This is a genomic window from Trichormus variabilis 0441 (genome assembly GCF_009856605.1).
Classification (GTDB): Bacteria; Cyanobacteriota; Cyanobacteriia; order Cyanobacteriales; family Nostocaceae; genus Trichormus; species Trichormus variabilis.
On record NZ_CP047242.1, the window covers coordinates 1701263 to 1720350 of the forward strand.

At 39.9% G+C, this 19088-nt stretch carries 15 protein-coding genes; 6 read left to right on the top strand and 9 right to left on the bottom strand.

Translation table 11 applies throughout. From position 1 onward, the window contains the following. Window positions 1-45: 45 nt before the first annotated feature. Complete coding sequence (locus tag GSQ19_RS06740; protein WP_011317201.1) at window positions 46-1008, bottom strand: phosphatase PAP2 family protein; 963 nt, start codon at window positions 1006-1008, stop codon at window positions 46-48. A 338-nt stretch (window positions 1009-1346) separates the two neighbouring features. Between GSQ19_RS06740 and GSQ19_RS06745 the strand changes: the two genes are divergently transcribed. Further along, entirely contained in the window at window positions 1347-3944 is a 2598-nt protein-coding gene (locus tag GSQ19_RS06745) for a M1 family metallopeptidase (RefSeq protein ID WP_011317202.1), read from the top strand. Between the two features lie 102 nt (window positions 3945-4046). Here GSQ19_RS06745 and GSQ19_RS06750 read toward each other — a convergent pair whose 3' ends face one another. Further along, window positions 4047-5138 (bottom strand): hypothetical protein, encoded by a 1092-nt coding sequence (locus GSQ19_RS06750; protein ID WP_011317203.1) that lies wholly within the window; start codon window positions 5136-5138, stop codon window positions 4047-4049. Window positions 5139-5584: 446 nt separating this feature from the next. Between GSQ19_RS06750 and GSQ19_RS06755 the strand changes: the two genes are divergently transcribed. The 3 genes from GSQ19_RS06755 (at window position 5585) to GSQ19_RS06765 (ending at window position 9020) form a co-directional block, all read left to right on the top strand. Continuing rightward, window positions 5585-7303, top strand: a complete 1719-nt coding sequence (locus GSQ19_RS06755) for an ABC1 kinase family protein (RefSeq protein ID WP_041456584.1) — start codon at window positions 5585-5587, stop codon at window positions 7301-7303. 56 nt (window positions 7304-7359) lie between these two features. Beyond that, the gene (locus tag GSQ19_RS06760) at window positions 7360-7737 is read left to right on the top strand and encodes a hypothetical protein (RefSeq protein WP_011317205.1); all 378 of its coding nucleotides are present in this window, start codon (window positions 7360-7362) and stop codon (window positions 7735-7737) included. Window positions 7738-8249: 512 nt separating this feature from the next. After that, complete coding sequence (locus GSQ19_RS06765) at window positions 8250-9020, top strand: glycosyltransferase family A protein (protein WP_011317206.1); 771 nt, start codon at window positions 8250-8252, stop codon at window positions 9018-9020. A gap of 52 nt (window positions 9021-9072) precedes the next feature. Here GSQ19_RS06765 and GSQ19_RS06770 read toward each other — a convergent pair whose 3' ends face one another. The 7 genes from GSQ19_RS06770 to GSQ19_RS06800 form a co-directional block, all read right to left on the bottom strand. Continuing rightward, on the bottom strand, window positions 9073-9999 hold the full coding sequence (locus GSQ19_RS06770; protein ID WP_011317207.1) for an Npun_R2821/Npun_R2822 family protein: 927 nt from the start codon (window positions 9997-9999) through the stop codon (window positions 9073-9075). Window positions 10000-10009: 10 nt separating this feature from the next. Further along, complete coding sequence (locus tag GSQ19_RS06775) at window positions 10010-11005, bottom strand: Npun_R2821/Npun_R2822 family protein (protein WP_011317208.1); 996 nt, start codon at window positions 11003-11005, stop codon at window positions 10010-10012. Between the two features lie 41 nt (window positions 11006-11046). After that, window positions 11047-12021, bottom strand: a complete 975-nt coding sequence (locus tag GSQ19_RS06780) for a glycosyltransferase family 10 domain-containing protein (protein ID WP_011317209.1) — start codon at window positions 12019-12021, stop codon at window positions 11047-11049. 23 nt (window positions 12022-12044) lie between these two features. Further along, on the bottom strand, window positions 12045-13247 hold the full coding sequence (locus tag GSQ19_RS06785) for a glycosyltransferase (protein ID WP_011317210.1): 1203 nt from the start codon (window positions 13245-13247) through the stop codon (window positions 12045-12047). Between the two features lie 34 nt (window positions 13248-13281). Beyond that, window positions 13282-15522 carry an ATP-binding cassette domain-containing protein gene (locus GSQ19_RS06790; protein WP_011317211.1) on the bottom strand — a complete coding sequence of 747 codons (2241 nt, stop codon included), beginning with the start codon at window positions 15520-15522 and terminating at the stop codon, window positions 13282-13284. A 96-nt stretch (window positions 15523-15618) separates the two neighbouring features. Continuing rightward, window positions 15619-16815: a glycosyltransferase family 4 protein gene (locus tag GSQ19_RS06795; protein ID WP_011317212.1), complete on the bottom strand. Its 1197-nt coding sequence runs from the start codon at window positions 16813-16815 to the stop codon at window positions 15619-15621. A 172-nt stretch (window positions 16816-16987) separates the two neighbouring features. Then, a complete protein-coding gene (locus tag GSQ19_RS06800; RefSeq protein WP_011317213.1) occupies window positions 16988-17218 on the bottom strand; it encodes a hypothetical protein in 231 nt (76 codons plus the stop codon). A 414-nt stretch (window positions 17219-17632) separates the two neighbouring features. Here GSQ19_RS06800 and gloB point away from each other — a divergent pair, with 414 nt between their 5' ends. Together gloB and rplI are read left to right on the top strand one after the other, a co-directional pair. Continuing rightward, entirely contained in the window at window positions 17633-18406 is a 774-nt protein-coding gene (gloB, locus tag GSQ19_RS06805; protein ID WP_011317214.1) for a hydroxyacylglutathione hydrolase, read from the top strand. Between the two features lie 218 nt (window positions 18407-18624). Next, on the top strand, window positions 18625-19083 hold the full coding sequence (gene rplI / locus GSQ19_RS06810) for a 50S ribosomal protein L9 (RefSeq protein WP_011317215.1): 459 nt from the start codon (window positions 18625-18627) through the stop codon (window positions 19081-19083). Window positions 19084-19088: the final 5 nt, after the last annotated feature.

The window sequence follows — 19088 nt, forward strand, 5'->3', positions numbered from 1 at the left end:
GGTGTAAGGGTATAAGGGGGTAGGGAAGCTGGCAAAAATCCTAACTCAGCACTTTTCTAAGTAAACAATACAAGCAATTAACCACAATAAACCTGCTGCATAACCAGCTAACACGTCCGTAGGCCAATGTACACCTAAATAAAGCCGGCTAAAACCTATTGCCAAAATTAAAGCAGCCGTTGAGGCGAAAATCTGATTGCGCCATTGAGGAAATTCTTTGGCTAACACATAGCCGATATAACCATAAACGGCGGTAGAAACCATTGCATGACCACTAGGAAAACTATAGTGGATCGCATTCACTAGATAATCCCACAAGGCGGGACGCGCCCTGCCAAAAAGCTCTTTTAACAGAAAATTTAGACCTATTGCACCTACTGTAGCTATACCCAAGCCTGTTGCTTCTCGACGGCGATTGTAGCGCCAGAGATAGGAACCTAACCCGGAGGAAATTAATAAAAAGGGTAATGGCTCACCGAGAAATGTGATAGACTGCATGGTCAGATCAAGTAGGGGATTGTGCAGCCTCTGAAGCTCTAGCAAAATCCTTTCATCTAGACCATATTTAAATAGCAGTCCAGCGCTAAAAGCAAAGGTAGTGGCTGTAGCTGCTCCGAGAATAACTTGAGTGTTAAGATTCTCTAATTGCGGCGGTATGATGCTCTGTGTGGACGAATCTGCAATTGGGCTGAGATTAACCGAGACGCTTCTATAATCCAAAACAATATCTTGTAGGAGAGAGGCAATACCTTCTGGGCTAAAATTTGGATCGAAAATTACCAACACATTACCCGTGAGATGATTAGCACTCACTTGGGTAATGATATCTATCCTTAATAAGCGTAATTCGATATATCTTTTAAGCTCTTGGGAACCATGCAACCCCTTCACCTTAAATCTTGCTCTACCCTTAACAGCAGTATGTACTGCTCGAACCAAAGAGTAATCATGAGATAGATGACGATAATCATCTTTAGTTTGAGATTTCAGCGATTCCTGTAATAACATTCTGCCAGAGGACTCAAAACTATATTTTTGTCTCCTAATTCTAGCGACATTAACAATTCAAAATTCAAAAATAGGAAATAAGTGTAGGGCTGACCTAACAAACCCTACTGGACTGAAACAGGTTGCAAGAATTGGTGAAACATCCGGGATGAGATTGGAAAAAATTAAACCCATATAAAGCCCAGTGGGCAAGTTCAGCAGATGGACAGCCTTGGGTTTTTGCCGCACTTGTAGGTAGACACTTTTAATTGCTAAATTTGGGAAATCTACCAAAGAGCGTTATTTTTGAAAAATATACTCAGTTAAAATCTTCAAAATAAAAAGGTCAGTTAGCATCAATGCCACACTCTTATTCTTTTGACCAAGATAGTAACGGACATAAATCATTTGAACTACCCGGAGCTAGGCCACACTATAACCCCGATCGCCCCGGACAAGTAGAGCATATTTTCCTAGATTTGAACTTAGATATTCCTCGGCAAAGTTACGAAGGTAGTTGCAGTATTCGTTTATTGCCTATCCGCAACGGTATAGATCGCTTAACTTTGGATGCGGTTAACTTGCAAATTCGATCTGTACAGGTGGATGAGGTAGGGCAGAACTTTGATTATGATGGCGAACAGTTGGTAATTCAACTATCCCAACCAACCGAGATTGGCAAACGGATATTAATTGCGATCGCCTATGCTGTGGAAAAACCCCAGCGCGGTATCTACTTCATTCAACCAGATTCACACTACCCAAATAAAACCGTTCAAGTTTGGACTCAAGGCGAAGATGAGGACTCCCGCTTCTGGTTTCCTTGTTTCGACTACCCAGGACAACTTTCTACTTCAGAAATTCGGGTGCGCGTTCCTAAATCTCTCATGGCGATTTCTAATGGTGAACTGATTGACACTCAAGAAGACGGCAAGCATAAAATCTATCACTGGTCACAACAACAGATTCATCCTACCTACTTGATGACCCTCGCCGTTGCCGACTTTGCAGAAATCCGGGATGAATGGCGCGGTAAACCAGTCACCTACTATGTAGAAAAGGGACGAGAGGCAGATGCTAAACGCAGCATGGGCAAAACTCCGAGAATGATTGAGTTTTTGAGTGAAAAGTATGGTTACGCCTATGCTTTCCCCAAATATGCCCAAGTTTGCGTCAGCGACTTTATCTTTGGGGGTATGGAAAATACTTCCACCACCTTATTAACAGATCGATGTTTGCTAGATGAACGCGCCGCTTTAGATAATCGCAACACTGAAAGTTTGGTGGTTCACGAACTAGCACACCAATGGTTTGGTGATTTGCTGGTGATTAAACATTGGTCTCATGCTTGGATTAAGGAAGGTATGGCTTCCTACTCTGAAGTGATGTGGACTGAACAGGAATATAGCGCTGAAGAAGCCGCATATTACCGACTATTAGAAGCCCGGAGTTACTTGAGTGAAGATAGCGGGCGCTACCGCCGACCGATGGTAACGCACGTTTATCGAGAAGCCATTGAACTTTATGACCGCCACACCTATGAAAAAGGGTCTTGTGTTTATCACATGATTCGGGCGGAATTGGGAGAGGACTTATTTTGGCAGGCAATGCAAACCTTTGTCCAGGATAATGCTCACAAAACTGTAGAGACAATAGATTTACTCCGGGCAATTGAAAAAGCCACTGGACGCAATCTAGCTTTCCTGTTTGACCAATACGTTTATCGTGGTGGTCATCCTGATTTTAAAGTGGCTTATTCTTGGGACGGGGAAGCGAAGTTAGCCAAAGTGACAGTCACCCAAACCCAAGTCCCCGCAGATAAGGATAAAGATGTATTTGACCTGAGAATCCCCATTGGTTTTGGCTATAACCAAACAGCAGCAGCAAAACTGCAAACTTTCACGGTGCGGGTACATGAACGGGAACAAAGTTTTTACTTCCCACTCACAGATAAGCCAGATTTCATCAGCTTTGACGTGGGAAATCACTGGCTGAAAACCGTGTCTTTAGAATATCCCATCCCAGAGTTAAAAGCACAGTTGGCATCTGACCCTGACCCAATTTCACGCATATATGCGGCGGCGGCTTTGGCGAAAAAAGGCGGATTAGAAGCGACTAAAGCCTTAGCAGCATCTCTGAAAAATGAACCATTTTGGGGTGTACGGGTGGAAGTGGCGAAACAGTTGGCAGAAATTAAGCTAGACCAAGCTTTTGATGGATTAGTTGAGGGTTTGGCAGATAAAAGTGCTTATGTGCGGCGGGCAGTGGTGCAAGCACTAGCAAAAATCAAAACTCGCCCTAGTTATAAGGCTGTCAAAGGTGTAGTCAAAGATGGTGATGCTAGTTACTACGTAGAGTCGTCAGCTTGTCTGGCTTTAGGTGCGATCGCCGCCATTAATTTTGATGATAAATCCAAAGAAGAAAAGGCTATCAAGCTTTTGCAATCGGTTTTAGAAGAAAGGGCTGGTTGGAATGAAGTAGTCCGCAGTGGGGCGATCGGCGGTTTAGCTGAACTCAAAACCTCAGAAGCCGCATTAGATTTGATCCTTGAATACACCAAACTCGGTGTACCCCAACCATTACGCCTGGCAGCAATTCGGGCATTAGGCAAAATTTCCCCTGGTCAAACTCCAGTGAATTTAGAACGGATTATTGCCAGGCTAGGGGAACTGTCCAAAGAACACTTCTTTTTAACTCTGATGTCAGTTGTTGCTGCATTAGGGCAAATGGAGACACCAAAGGCGATGGGAGTATTGCGATCGCTTGCTGACCAAACAGCCGATGGCCGTGTGCGCCGTTTCGCCGAAGAAGAACTGGCTAATGTGCAGAAAAACATCGGTACAGACAACGCTTTACGAAAATTACGGGAGGAACTTGACCAACTCAAACAACAAAACCAAGAACTCAAAAGCCGTCTAGAAAATTTAGAGGCTAAATCCCAGACTGTTAAACAGTAATCAGATGTCTTTGGTTTAAATTGAACATTTTTTCGTGTTGGCTGTTGACAGTTGACAGTTAACCATCAACTGTCAACAAACCATAAAAGGGTAATAGCTTATCTAGCTTGGTAATGGTGGTGCTAGAGGTGCGCGTCTTGTAGCACCACCTCCACCTATGCTAGTCGGGCTATTGTTATCCACGATGTAAACTGCCTGATATAGCTTCATGATGTCGTTGTAAAAAGTGCCAGATGAAGCCTCGAAACTGTAACCATATTTTGTTTTAAACTCTTCTGGAACTCCTTTTTCTACTGCTATATAATGACCGTCCCATCCAGCATCATCAACAACATAAGCACCGTAATTTTGTAATGCACGAAAAAGCTTCTTGCCAACTGGAGTTTGTAATTGCAGACTAGATTCGGTGACAGATGGCGGAATTGCTAGTAAGGTTCCTTGTACAAGTGCAGGGTTTTTCCCACCATAATTAGTGGCGGCGGCGTTGTCAGCTCGGTCTGCTGGCCAGCGATACCCAGGAAGACTACTGGAATAATAGAAGTATTTTTTCCCCCAAAGGACAAACTTGATAGCATGGCGAATTGGTTGATCATTAGTCAGTTCGCCTCTACGAATTGAACCGCCAATAGAAGAAAGTCCAGATCCAAAATGCGCTCCACCTATGCCTTGACCAGATAAACTCAAATCAGGGTAATAGCGCCAACCGTAAATTGGCCCACTCTTTTGACAACGAGCTAACGGCTCAAGCTGTACTAAGGTTTTACCATCTGGCATCAAAAAAGCGGAGGCATTGTTCGGCGTACTATAGGGAGTTAAGGTAGCGTCGGGAATGATTAAACTATTGGGAACAGGTAGAGATATGTTCATATAATTCGTACCAGCACACCTTTTAGTCCAGCTACCAGGAGAATAGACTGGGCGTAAAGGATCACTAGCTTTTAACTTGTAAAAATACTCTCGATCTGGTCCAAACCAACCAGCCTTTTGAATATTTGCTGGTATATATTTAGCGTCTGAGCCTATGGGCATATTCCAAATTGATGTGGTGGAAAATGGCCATAGCCAAGGATCTCTTGTAACTGTTTGACTATTAGTAGCTGACGTTGTAGAGAAAATAGTCAATCCAATACTTATTATTACCGCAAATATACGTAATTGACGCTTGCGGTATTTCCAGAAGGAAAACAATTTCATCAGAATCTAGCCTAGAGAAGTTGATTAAGGGAACTAAGCTATAACTTACGCACTAAGCCGCAAAATTCAGGTGATAGTCGTCCTTTGTGCCTGTTGAGCTAACACATTGCTATCTATATTTAGAAAACTAGAATCAGCGATTTATCTGCACACCCATGATGAAATTCTGCTGCGAAGTGCGTAAAAAATATAACTTGAAGATAGTCTTCCCAGACTGAGATTGTAAATAACAGTGAAGAAGTTGTAGTTTTATAAAGTATAATTAATAAAAAGATAGAAATATCTGGGCAGTTCAATAAGCTAGCATAGCCGCGAACAAGCCCGAAAATCAAGATTAATAGTTTTTTTTCACAGAAAACTACCCTTACCTTCGACTAGCAAACAACTTGCGGGTCAACACACTAAAGGACACTGTAAATTTCCCAGAAGAAGAGGCAGACAAAGGCGTGGGTCAGTATCAACCTGGTCAGCTAAAGCGCTACAATCCCGATGCGATCGCTCGTTACTATCGTTTTCGTCCCTGGCTAGCATGGGGACGGCTATTCAAAATAACTTGGTCTTTTGCCATGTTTGTTTTGGGTTTGAAGTGGGATGAATGGCAAAATCAAGTAGAGCAGAACAAGGGAAAACGAGCTACCCAGTTGCGACAACTACTTACCCGTTTAGGTCCTACTTTTATTAAGGTTGGTCAGGCTCTCTCCACTAGACCAGACCTCATACGTAAGGATTTCCTAGAAGAACTCATCAAGCTGCAAGACCAATTGCCAGCTTTTGATAATGCGATCGCTTATCACATTATTGAATCTGAGTTAGATAGACCCATCTCAGAAGTATATAGCGAACTCTCCCCTGCTCCCATTGCCGCCGCTAGTTTGGGTCAAGTCTATCGGGGACGTTTAATTAGTGGTGAGGAAGTCGCGGTCAAAGTACAGCGCCCTCATCTGCGTCCTACCCTCACCCTCGACCTTTATTTGATGCGTTGGGCTGCTAGTTGGTTAGCGCCTTGGCTACCACTCAACCTTGGTCATGACTTAACTTTGATTGTGGATGAGTTTGGTATCAAGTTATTTGAAGAAATCGATTACTTGAATGAAGGTCGCAACGCCGAAAAATTTGCTCACAACTTCCGTAATGATTCCCAAGTAAAAGTACCGAGTATCTATTGGCGCTTTACTACCAGTCGGGTTTTAACTTTAGAGTGGATTAATGGTTTCAAGCTCACAGATACTGAAAGTATTCGCAAAGCTGGTTTAGACCCAGAAGCGATTATCAGTATTGGTGTCACCTCAGGCTTGCAGCAGTTGTTGGAATATGGCTTTTTCCACGCAGATCCCCATCCAGGTAATTTATTTGCCATGCCTGACGGTCGTATGGCTTATATTGACTTTGGCATGATGGATCAGTTGGAAGAAAAGAGTAAAGAAAGTTTGGTAGATGCACTAGTGCATCTAGTCAACAAAGACTATAGTGATTTAGCCTTAGATTTTGTCAATTTAGGCTTTCTGACTCCAGATACTAATATTGTTCCTATCATTCCGGCATTGGAAACAGTATTAGGAAATGCCATTGGTAAAAATGTCAGCGATTTTAACTTTAAAACCATCACAGATCAGTTCTCGGAACTGATGTATGAGTATCCATTCCGAGTTCCTGCCAAGTTTGCTTTAATTATTCGCTCTCTCGTGACACAAGAAGGGATTGCTTTGAGCCTTAATCCCAATTTCAAAATTGTGGATGTGGGTTATCCTTACGTAGCCAGACGGTTACTAACTGGAGAATCACCCGAATTAAGAAGGCGGTTGCTGAATGTGCTATTCAAAGATGGTAGATTTCAGTGGCAACGCTTGGAGAATTTGATTGCGATCGCTCGCAGTGATAACAATTTTGATGTGTTACCCACAGCCAGAATGGGTTTGCAATTTCTCTTGTCTGATGAAGGTCAATTTCTCCGCCGCCAGTTGGTGTTAGCACTTACAGAAGATGACCGCTTGCACACAGAAGAAGTTCAACGCCTGTGGTCTTTGGTGAAAGATGACCTCCAACCAAATCGCATATTAAATGTGGCGATCGGTTTGCTCACAGATTTATCTAGAGAAGGTGTTGCCGCTATTTTACCTAAGGCAACTTCTTTTGGATTTTTTGATGAAGCCCAATCAAAAAATTAAAAATCTACTTTTCTGACATTTTTAAAAAATTTCATTAATTCTCATTGGTAGTTTTCATGTACTATTATCCTTTACAACCACCCTATTTCTTACTACTTTTAGGTCTATTCGTAGCAGTAACCTCCGGTATTGCCTTATCTGGGACACTTAAATTAGTAGTGCAGAAGTGGCAAGTCAATAGCGTCGAAAATTCTCAAGCTAGTTCATCATTAAAAAAACTTTTGTCCGTACCCTTTTTAGGGATAACTAGTGGTACTTGTTTATTTTTATCTTCTGGCTTAGAAATATTTGGCTTTCCTGGTTCTCTAGCTTTAGGAATTGGTTTACCTCTCAGTTTGCTGACTTGTCTATTAGTTTGGTTGCAATTAGGTAGTATGTTAACTTTTGCAGAACGCCAAGGGATGAAATCACTAGACTTAGATACTTTGCCTTAGAGGTTATTTATAAAGAAAAAATAAAATTATTGTAGAGGAGCCAGTGCGTTGCGGAGGTTCCCTCCGTTGTAGTAACTGGCGTTGTGTTAGGCGCTGATTTCCCTGATGATTGTTCACAAAATAACTATCATTGCGCCTAACGCACCGCCTCATGGAAGGTGCGTTACGGCTAAATTTTCTTGTCTCTAAATCCCAAATTCTTTCATAGCCGTAACACACCCTACTTAAGATTTACTTTATAAATGGTCTCTTAGACGACTAGCAAAAACCAACATCCGTACTTAACAAATTGATGAAGATTTAGTAATACGTAAGTAGTTATGCGTGATTAAATGTAAGATGTAATTGCGATACCTACGGGAATCGATGGTAGAACATAGTTATATTTATCTAAGTCTACCTACTTAATAGGGAAATTACTTATTACCGAAGTGACGGGTTTAAGCTCTCTATTGAGTGAAGTATGTTGGGTTCCCGTCCCTCGCAAGTAATATTTCTTACAAGTCAATTTTATGCTTGTTTTTGTAATACCTTTAAAAAGCCAACAAGTTGCTAAATCTTGGAAGAATGTTTCTCAACTCTTTGAGAGATGCCTCCGCTCAATTTGTGAACAAACTGATACTAACTTTAGAGTAGTTGTTGTTTGTCATGAAAAGCCGGAGATAAAGTTTAACCATCCTCATGTTAATTATGTTGAAGTTGACTTTCCCATACCTGATCGCAATATCCTTCAACAAAGGCAAGATAAAGGAAAAAAAATCATTAAAGGGTTGATGTATGCCCGGCATTTTTCACCAACTCATGTCATGATCGTTGATGCTGATGATTGTCTTAGTGGGCGTATTGCTGAGTTTACAAATCAGCATCCAAATGTTAATGGCTGGTATTTGAATAAAGGATATGTTTATCAGGAGAAAAGTGCGTTTATTTACTATAGAAAATCACATTTTCACTCTTGGTGCGGAACTTGTAATATTCTAAAGTTCGATACCTGCAATTTACCTAGCAAAGATGATGAGTATCCTGAAGATTTAGTAAATCTTTATATCGCACATAAAAAGTTACCAGAGTTTATGATTAGGAAGGGTCTGGTAATAGAAGAACTACCATTTATCGGCGCTGTTTATATTATTGGCAATGGAGAAAATATTTATCAGAAAGGTTTCTCAAGTATACACAATGAAAATAAAAATAAGATATTTTTCCTCCTCAAAGAAGCACTAAAGTTTAGACCGATAAATTCATCTATTAGAAAAGAGTTTGGTGTTTATCAATTATCATAGATTGTTAAAGTCAAAAAGCCTCTAAAATCCGGCTTTTTGGCTTTAATATCAACTACTTTGTAAGCTGCCTTAATTGAGTTTTGATGCGGTTCAAAGTTTTTTCCCACTGGCTTTGTTTTGCTGGTGTAGGTATTGTCATTGCCGGTAAAGCGGGATTCAGATTTCGATAATGTTCCCATATTTCCCAGTAGGGACAACCTGGTTGAATACGAATACCAGCCCAATGCAGATATTGCAGAGGTTGATTAATATGAGGATCAAATACTAAGTTACCTTGAGTTTGGAAGTGAGAAGAACCAGCCCAATTACCTGGTGCTTTACCTTCCCGGCGCACAATGTTGAAGCGCCGTGGAATGCGCTTGAGCAACATATAATTGATGATTGGTTGATCGGAAGTCTTTTGTGAAAAGTCAAAATATTCGGGGTGGGCTGCACACTCGCTAAAAGTGGCAAATAAATCATCTGCCGATATTAAATTTTTCTTAGAACCCCAAAAACCACCGTTAAATATATCTTTAACTTCTGCCTCAGTAAACACTTTATCTTCTATAACTTTAGATGTAAAAACGTTTTTTATCCCTCCAGAATGTTGATAATCGCAGCAAATGAAATCTGCTGACTCAAGGTAGTTAAGATTATCAATGATTTTTTCAAAGACAACAATATCAGTATCAATATATAAAAATTCATCAAATGGGCCGAACCAACAAGCCTGCTTACGAAATTGATTGGGACGGGCAAAGAAGCGCCCACCGAAAGTTTCGTGTAATCTTTGAGAAAGTTGGTCTATAAAAGCTAAATCACCATAAAGTTGGACTCCATAATTTTGCTTAAGAATGTCTGCTATCTTGTGATAATTATCATCATAGGGAATCATCACAACTGGCGTATCCGCGTCATGTAATCGGATACTATTTAGTAGTGCGATCGCCTGATCAATAACTTTATCGTTAGCTATAATATATATTCCCCGGCTCATATCTTTCACCTCACACTGTTAAACCTAATTTTTTTAAAATTCTTTGACCTAGACTGGGATAAGTCTTGATAACTTTTGGCTTTGTTGTGAACTGTGGCCGTTGGTTCGGTTCATGCAAATAGCGGTAATGCAAAAAGACATCTCGATAGGGAAAGTCAAGATTTTCTCCAGCACAAACTTGTCTAAATAAAGCTGATCTTAGCCCGATATAATGAATATATGTGAGTCGATTACCTTTATCATATAAAATGTTATCTCGCGCTTCAAAATGGGGAGAAGTTACACAACAACCAGTTTTTTCTTGATGGGATAAACTGCGAGCGAAATTATAATTAGAAATGCCTAACCGCATAACCATATAATTAAGTACAGTTTGGTCAGGAGCCATATCATAAAGGACTTCAGCTTCTCCCTGAGCCAGTTTATCTAGAATAATTTCTCGTTTTTCAGCAGTAAATAACCCTTTTTTAGCAGCATAAAATCCTGAACAAAATATCTCTGTTTGTAATTGTTCTTTGGTAAATAACTTTGTCAATTTGGGAGAATTAATATCATAAACATGAGATAAATCTTTATACTGGAAGTCATGAACTACCCAATCATAGTGATTTAGTTGCTGAAAAACCGCATCTAAGGGACTCATTAATAATGTATCCGCATCCATATAGACAAAGCGGTCGAAAGGCCCATCAAAGGCACAGAAACGGCGATGAGTACCAACTCGAAAATATTTCTCTTCACTAATTTTTTGCCAATGTGTTTTAGCAGTAGGATGAGTATCCCAAACACGACAAACAAATTCATCCCATTGTTTGATTGACTCTTGATGATCATAAAGCTGCACATGAGGACGACGGGCAATTTCCGCAGCAATTTCCGTTGTATCGTTGTCATAGGGATAAATGCAAACAGGCATTTGTGTCCCGTAAATTGCTTCAATACTATTCAGTAGAGCAATTAACTGGTCGTAAACTCGATCATTTGCAAGGGTACAAATACCATCCATATATTACTCACCATTGATTAATAAGATTTATCAAACACTGTCTAGGAAAATTGAGTAACGAATTCTGACAACCAGTTGAGTAAGTTTAACTTGTGTAAGATAATTTGTCTGGCTTCGGCGATCGCATCCTTGGCAGCATACCAAGCATCAGGGGTAGCTGTCACTTCTTGAATGTAAGCAATACCTTTTTCATCCAAACTGGGTAAGCGTAAAAAACTGCCTGGGGGTAATAGCTTATCTGCGGCTGGCCCACCATAATAAATCGGCAAACACCACGCCAACAGAGCATCCCATAATTTTTCACTCACATACCAATCGTTGTCGGCATAATTTTCAATTGATAAGTTGTAATAATATGGAGCCATTCCATACCACTTGTTACCCAATTCTCCTAATGATTTTGCCCATATAGGTAAATCACGTCCATATAAATTACACTTAACTTCGCTAGCTTGTAGTAATTCCAAAAATCTTAATCGGCGACGATGGTTAACAGTCCGACTAATACCAGAAGTTATCCAACTGCAAGGAAATACTTTTTCGGGGACAGGCATTTCATTTAGTTCCCGAAATGAGTTGTTATGATACCAAATTGCCGGCATATAATCAGGCTTAGGAGCAAAATCATCAGGGCCAGAAATATAACCGCAATACTTTTGTGCTTCTTGATAATAGCGTTTATTTTTCTCTACAATCTCATCTAGGGGAGGTTCGCGTAATAGATAAATAATTTTTTCTTTGGGAACATTCCTGAGTAGAGATTCAACATTGATTTGTGGATTTTGTAGTTTGCGCTTTAGCTTATCTATCAAAGATGTTTGCTGATTATCTTTAGGAAAATCAAATTGATACATTAACAGAAAATCTGGTTTTCCTGACAGTGCTTGTATTTGAATATTCTGCCAAATACCAAATTGTTGGGGTGTTTGTTGCCACAGCCAATCTGCTCTTTTTGCTAGATTGCGGTAGCTGGTAATCATGCCAATTTTCTTTATATCCATAGAGCCAATATTCATTAATTTATAATTTAATTTTGAATTTAAGCTATGAGTGGGGGACGCAAAGATTCATCAACGTAACTGAGGATTTTTTCGGCTCTATTTTCCCAGGAAAATGGTTTAGCTAATGCAATATTATTTGTATAACCTTCTATTTTTCTTGGATAAATTTCTAATGCTTGTTTCAGTGCTTTAGCCAGTTGGTAAGGATTATCAGGTTCACACCACACAGCAGCTAAAGGCATATCTTTAAAAAGCATTAACGGAGGAATTTCTGTAATTACTATGGGAGTTCCAGAAGCCATGTATTGGAAGAATTTCACAGGATTCGTGAAATTAGCAGACTTGCCAGAGCAGTGGGGATGAACCAAAATATCAGCAGCTTGAAATAAACTGACTAAGCGTTGGCGAGGCAATATCCAACCTAGAAACTTGACATTTTCTACTTGTTTATCTTTAGCCAATTGTTGATAAGCTGTCACTTGTTCTGTCTTACCGCCTGTAATAGCAAACTGAACTTGTGGTAATTCTTTGGCTGCATCAATTAAAACATCAATACCTTTAAAAGGGTATAAAGCGCCAGAATAAACCACTAGAGACTGATGTTCATCTTTGAGTAATTCTTTGCGCCATGCTGTGGCTTGCTCCGATTGTCTTAATAAGAATGATTGATCAAATCCGTTATGTACCCAAACAACTTTCTCTGGGGGAAATCCCTGTTCAATTAAACTTTGTCTAATAATTTCTGATTGGGTGACAGCAACTTGTAGAAATGGACTTTCAGCAATGGCTTTGGGAACTTTTTCCTTTTGGAAGTAGTGGCGTTCGTAGATAGTGGGAATGCGGTTTTTTATTGCTGCTTGGACAAAGTTCCAGTCTCTAGTGTGAACGATTTTTGTATATTTTAGGAGATGAAATGGTAAATAATATCGCGTTACCACTGTACTAGATGCTGTAAATTTACCCCCTACACAATCAATCGGCCAGGGCATTGGTAAAGATGCCACTTTTAGCTTATCTTGCACATCGTAAAAATCTACAAAACTTTGATCTGGCTGTTTTGGTTGGAAAGGATTAAGTAAATCTAATGTATTCCCAGAACCTCGACTAGCTTCTGGATATACTAAAACAGAGGAATATCCTAAATTAGCTGCGCCATTAGCACAAAGAACGTCATGAATTTCGTGAGCCGTATCTGGTTTCTGGGAGATTATTCTACTATAGAAAATATATTTATTTTTCATTGTTTACTTTAGGGCAAATAATTCTGTGAGCGTTTTAGAAAATGCCTGTTTCAACATTTTCCAAACAATCGAGTAAATTCATCGACACATTTAGAGACTCTTTTAACAATAAATACTCACTTTGTTCTAACTCTCCTGTGCTATCAGTTAATGACCGCAAAGAAACTAATATGTTGTTAAACTGTATCCGAAATTCATTGATATTTTTCAGGTGTTCGAGCAGGGTATTGTTATTTTGATTATCCTCTGATAGTGACGTAGATAAATAATAGACTTGCTGCTGTAGAGTATCTTCAAAAATGTCTAGAGTATTGATGATTTTAAATGCTGACTTGTATGAGTCTTCAATCAGTTCTTGGTGTTCTTGGTTATTGTCTGTAACATCATCCAATAACAAGCGTAAGACACCAATCATGGAGTGGAGGCGTGTACGGATTTCATGGGAAATTCGCAATAAGCTTTGATTGGTTCTATTGGTAGTTTCAGAATTATTGCTAAACTGCATTCCATAAAGGCGTGAGTAGTAACCACCCTTTTGTAGTAGCTCTTCGTGGGTTCCCACCTCTACGACTTTTCCTTGCTCTAAGACGGCGATTTGGTCGGCTTTGCGGACTGTAGACAGGCGGTGAGCAATAACTAGAGTTGTCCTGTCGCGGCTGAGTTCTTCTAGCGCTCCTTGTACCAAACGTTCCGAAACGGTGTCTAAAGCGCTAGTTGCTTCGTCGAGAATCAGAATATCAGGGTTTTGTAAAAGAGCGCGAGCGATCGCTAATCTTTGTCTTTGTCCTCCCGATAACATGACACCGCGATCGCCAATCATCGTATCAAATTGTTGGGGCAGTTTACTAATAAATTCGTAGGCATTTGCCCGTTTAGCAGCTGCTACAACCTCTTCTTCTGTGGCTTCTTGTTTACCATAGGCAATATTATTTCGCACTGAATTATTAAATAGAAAGGTATCTTGGCTAACAACCCCCATACACTTACGTATAGAATTGATATCAAACTCACGCAGGTCTACATCATCTAAAGTAATACAACCACCAGTTGGGTCATAAAATCTGGGTAACAAGTCTGCCAATGTAGATTTCCCTGCGCCTGATCCTCCTACTAGTGCCAATGTTGTGCCACGGGGTAGTTTTAAAGTTACATCTTTAAGTACCTGCTTATCATGACCAGGGTAAGTGAAGGAAACAGATTTAAAATTGATCCCTGTTTGTAAGCCGTTGTAGGCAATTTTTCCATTGGTTAAAAATGGTTTGTCATCTAATCTGAGTAGGTCATTTACTGAGTCCACACTAGCATTCATGCTAGCGAAGCTACTCCGGAGACTATTGAGTTGGGAAACTAGGGGTAGCAGACGTAATAATATGAGTAAATATGTTAAGAGAACAGCCGAAAGCGTACTAATTTGATCAGCGAAAAAAGTTTTACTTAACAGCACAATTATCAGCAAAGATGTAACTCCCAAAAACTCACTTAAGGGAGTGATGGCGTTGGAGTTCATCTGAGCTTTAAAGTCTGCCAATTCGCGCTCACGGATTAGCCGTTTAATTCTATTAAATTCTTTTCTTTCATTCGCTGTGGTCTTGACAAGACGAATGCCATTGAGAGTTTCTAGCACAGCAATGGAGTAGGCTTTCGACATTTCACTTAATATCTTGCCAAACTTGCGAGAACGGCTAATTGCAAATTGATTGACTAAGGTTACCAGCGACAGCAAGATTGCCGCCATGATAGTTAATTGCCAAGATATTGATAGTAATAGACAGATAAAAACAGAAATTGTAATACTGAGAATAACTAATTTGATGATATTGCCTACATAACTAGCGGCACGGCCAATTTCACCTCCCAAACGATTGATTAAGTCACCAACTTTGGTTTTGGCGTAATAATCTATATCAATATTGAGTAATAAATCGATGCCTGCCTCTCGCATATCCGCAGTCAGTCTGCGAGTTAGAGAACTTGATGATAGTGTGCTGGTATATGTGGCTAAATTTTTTAAGGCAATTGTCAAGATGATTGCTCCCGCCATTGCGGCAATCCGATAATTTTCTGGCACATTATCGAATGGGGTCATAATGGCTTTGAGCAAACCCGGAGCGCCTTTCAAGTCTACTGGTTGTCCTACTATTCGTAAAATTACTGGTACAATCAGTGCTGTACTAATCCCATTAAATAAAGCTCCAGAAAATCCTAATATTATCGTCAGTAGAATTAATCCTGGGTAGGGTTTCGCAAATTTTAGTAAGATGCGTCTGGTAAGCATTTAGTTTATGAGGGTAACACTAGAGTCATTTTTAACATAAAGTATCCAGGCATTCATTAATTTCTCCTTTTATTTGCCAGCAATATCTATTTATACTTACAAATTAGCAATAACCGACTGTAGAGTAGTTGCCATAGCAGATATACTGTACTTTTCTATACATCTTATTCTAGCTTGGCGACCGCGATCGCTCGCTCCATCCAAATCTGCAAATATCAACTTAATTTGCGTTGCTATTTCCTCAGGACAAGCCGGTTCAACTAAATAAGCCGTTTCCCCAACGATTTCGGGAATATCCCCCACTCTTGTGGCTAGAATTGGCTTGGCCATGGCCATCCCATCAGTTAGTTTCAAGGGAAACTGCGCTAAAGCTGCTGGTGTATTTCTTTGGGGAACAACAATAATGTGAGCAGCAGCTACAATTTTGGGCATTTCCGTTGGTGGAGATTTTGGTAACTGGATAATCCAACGTCCCCATTTTTCCCTCAGTTGAGCATCATAGTCATCATAAGGGCTACCACCAACAATCACTAGTCTCAAATCAGGCTCATTAAGAATGTCTAACGCCATTAAGACATCTTCCACACCTTTATATGGTCTGGGTGCGCCAGGAAACATTAAAATTCTGTATTCGGATAACCCATAACAAGCTCGGCTTTCTTCTGCGTTGTAGTTAATAGGATTAAATAAATCAGTATCTTTACCATTAGGTATATATACACCACCGAAGCGTTCTTGTAAAAATTTGGTATGAATAGTAACTACATTAGCTTTTGGCGCAATTCCTTCCACCAATTTTAAATACAAAGGATGATCAGGATTGCGTAATGCTCCATCCGGCTTAAAAATATCTCGATAAAGTTGTTTTAATGAAGGGCGATACTGCCAGTTTTCTCCACCGTGCCAACCTAATTCCCAATCATCTATATCTAGAATTACTGGCTGACGAGTACTGATTTTTTTCCATAAAGATAGACCTAATGTTGTAGGTTTAGGTCGCATCGCATAAATAATATCACCATCAATTCTCTTCAAGAGTTGATTGGCTGAAACTAAAAATTTTGGATAGTTATAGCCTATGAATTGATTAATCTGAATTTCTGATTGGGGAAACACTGCTGCTTCGCCAAAGACAAATCCTAAAATTTCAACTTGATAGTTTAGCTTTTGTAGGGCTTGAGCTAAAAGAAAAGAACGTACAGAACCGCCTCCCCATCTTCCTGCTCCAGCACTGGATAAGTCGCTGACAACTATGGAAACTTTTAGCTTGGATTTGTTAGCCTGTAGATTCACGATGCAATTTTGTTGTGATAATTTAACTAAGTCCTGATACTAATGATAAGTCTTGGTCTGGGATTTATACTTTATGTTTGAAATATATCTAGGGTAGGCAATACTCATCAAGATAATCATAATAGGGAAACATAGCCTACCCTTATGAAGATACTACTAATAAATTTTTATACTACCAGTTAATTAGCTTTAATTGCCCTGTCTGAATATGGTCAAAAATCCGATTAATTTGGCGGCGTTCTTGTTCATCAATATCATGATGATTAAAAACGGCAGATGTTAGCAAAGCATGGTCTTGGGGACTCATTTTACCGGAACGTAAGATTCTATCTACGATTTGCTTAACTGTAGTTTCTGTTTGACTATAAACACTGGTGTAAGTGTATCTGTAGTCAGTAGTCATATATTCTCCTATAGTGGTGAATTTATCTGGAAATGAGACTCTACTCCTCTGGCTAAAAAGTAGATACGTAGAAAATATTGCAACTTCATCAAAACTTATAATTAAAGATAGAAGTTAATATCTGTATATTTATAGATTTTCGGCATTTTGGGAGCAAAAAAGAACACATTTAATCTAACTTTACATTTATACTTCCTCCCAGAGAATTATCACTGATAAATAATGAGTATATTTATAATTTCCGATTACACTTCCAGTGTAATTACGGTTGTATAATATCATGGTTTATAAAAAGTGAAACAGCAAAAATAAAATCCTGGTATTTTATATGGCTTGTCTCAAGCTTAAGTTAATGACCAGAATTAGCGATCGCTAATAGACTAAAAATATTGACTGGCTACGGAGATAAAGATTATGCAGGTGATTCGTTTGGCCGCACTTTCAGACAATTACATCTTCTTATTACACGACAGCCAAAAAAATATCGCCGCCGTTGTTGACCCAGCAGAAGCCGAGCCAGTACTTAAGCAACTTGCACAGCTAAACGCAGAATTAGTGGCAATTTTTAACACACACCACCACAATGATCATGTAGGTGGCAACCAGCAATTAATCCAAAACTTTCCCCAACTAAAAGTTTATGGTGGCGCTGAAGATAAAGGCAGAATCCCTGGACAACAGGTATTTTTACAACCAGGCGATCGCGTCCAATTTACTGATAGAGTAGCTGAAGTTATCTTTGTACCAGGACATACCCGCGCTCACATCGCTTACTACTTCCCTCCTCAAACAGCCGATACACCAGGAGAATTATTCTGCGGAGATACTCTGTTTGCTGGTGGTTGCGGTCGTTTATTTGAAGGTACACCAGCGCAAATGGTGGAATCTTTAACTAAGCTGCGTTCCTTACCAGAAAATACCCGTGTCTGGTGCGCTCATGAATACACCTTAAAAAATTTACAATTTGCACTCAGTGTAGATAGTGAGAACACTGAATTACAAAAACGCTTTGACGAAGTTAAGACAAAGCGCAGTCAAGGAATAGCCACAGTCCCTTCCTTATTGGGAGTAGAAAAGCTCACCAATCCCTTTTTACGTTGGGAACAACCCTCATTACAGTCAGCAGTTAACAGTAATGACCCTGTACAAACCTTTGCCCGCATTCGCGGATTAAAGGATAAGTTTTAGTGATTGGTAATTGGTTGAAAGTTGTTCTCTTCCGCTCCTCTGCTTCCTCAATCCCTAGTCCGGCTAAAAAATTTATAGCAAACAGTTGCGATCGCCCCCGGCAGTTCGCTAGGATCTGTAAGCTTTAGGGTATAGAAATGCTGGGAATAAGGCTACACTAACGTGAGCGCTCCTGCTGCAACCCAAGTTAATGAGATTTTACAGGAAAAATAGAAAACATGGTGAAACGCGTACAATTAGTTTTAACTAAGGATGTCAGCAAGCTAGGCAGATCCGGCGACTTAGTAGACGTAGCTCCTGGTTATGCTCGGAATTATTTAATTCCTCAGAGTTTAGCAACTCATGCTACCCCTGGTATTCTCAAGCAAGTAGAACGCCGCCGTGAACAAGAACGGCAACGTCAATTAGAACTCAGACAACAAGCATTAGAGCAGAAAGAAGCTTTAGAAAAAGTTGGCAGCTTAAAAATTGCCAAGCAAGTTGGTGAAAACGAAGCGATTTTTGGTACAGTTACCAGCCAAGATGTTGCAGACGCTATCCAAGCAGCTACCAGTCAAGAAGTAGACCGCCGTGGTATTACCATTCCTGACATTGGCAAACTGGGTACTTACAAAGCCGAAATTAAGCTATTCTCTGACGTTACAGCACAAATTGATATTGAAGTTGTAGCAAGCTAAAGGAA

Coding starts and splice junctions, on each gene's coding strand:
- GSQ19_RS06750 (WP_011317203.1), bottom strand. CDS start 5,138: ATGAAATTGTTTTCCTTCTGGAAATACCGCAAGCGTCAATTACGTATA.
- rplI (WP_011317215.1), top strand. CDS start 18,625: ATGGTGAAACGCGTACAATTAGTTTTAACTAAGGATGTCAGCAAGCTA.
- GSQ19_RS06770 (WP_011317207.1), bottom strand. CDS start 9,999: ATGAGCCGGGGAATATATATTATAGCTAACGATAAAGTTATTGATCAG.
- GSQ19_RS06785 (WP_011317210.1), bottom strand. CDS start 13,247: ATGAAAAATAAATATATTTTCTATAGTAGAATAATCTCCCAGAAACCA.
- GSQ19_RS06740 (WP_011317201.1), bottom strand. CDS start 1,008: ATGTTATTACAGGAATCGCTGAAATCTCAAACTAAAGATGATTATCGT.
- GSQ19_RS06780 (WP_011317209.1), bottom strand. CDS start 12,021: ATGAATATTGGCTCTATGGATATAAAGAAAATTGGCATGATTACCAGC.
- gloB (WP_011317214.1), top strand. CDS start 17,633: ATGCAGGTGATTCGTTTGGCCGCACTTTCAGACAATTACATCTTCTTA.
- GSQ19_RS06745 (WP_011317202.1), top strand. CDS start 1,347: ATGCCACACTCTTATTCTTTTGACCAAGATAGTAACGGACATAAATCA.
- GSQ19_RS06775 (WP_011317208.1), bottom strand. CDS start 11,005: ATGGATGGTATTTGTACCCTTGCAAATGATCGAGTTTACGACCAGTTA.
- GSQ19_RS06760 (WP_011317205.1), top strand. CDS start 7,360: ATGTACTATTATCCTTTACAACCACCCTATTTCTTACTACTTTTAGGT.
- GSQ19_RS06790 (WP_011317211.1), bottom strand. CDS start 15,522: ATGCTTACCAGACGCATCTTACTAAAATTTGCGAAACCCTACCCAGGA.
- GSQ19_RS06765 (WP_011317206.1), top strand. CDS start 8,250: ATGCTTGTTTTTGTAATACCTTTAAAAAGCCAACAAGTTGCTAAATCT.
- GSQ19_RS06800 (WP_011317213.1), bottom strand. CDS start 17,218: ATGACTACTGACTACAGATACACTTACACCAGTGTTTATAGTCAAACA.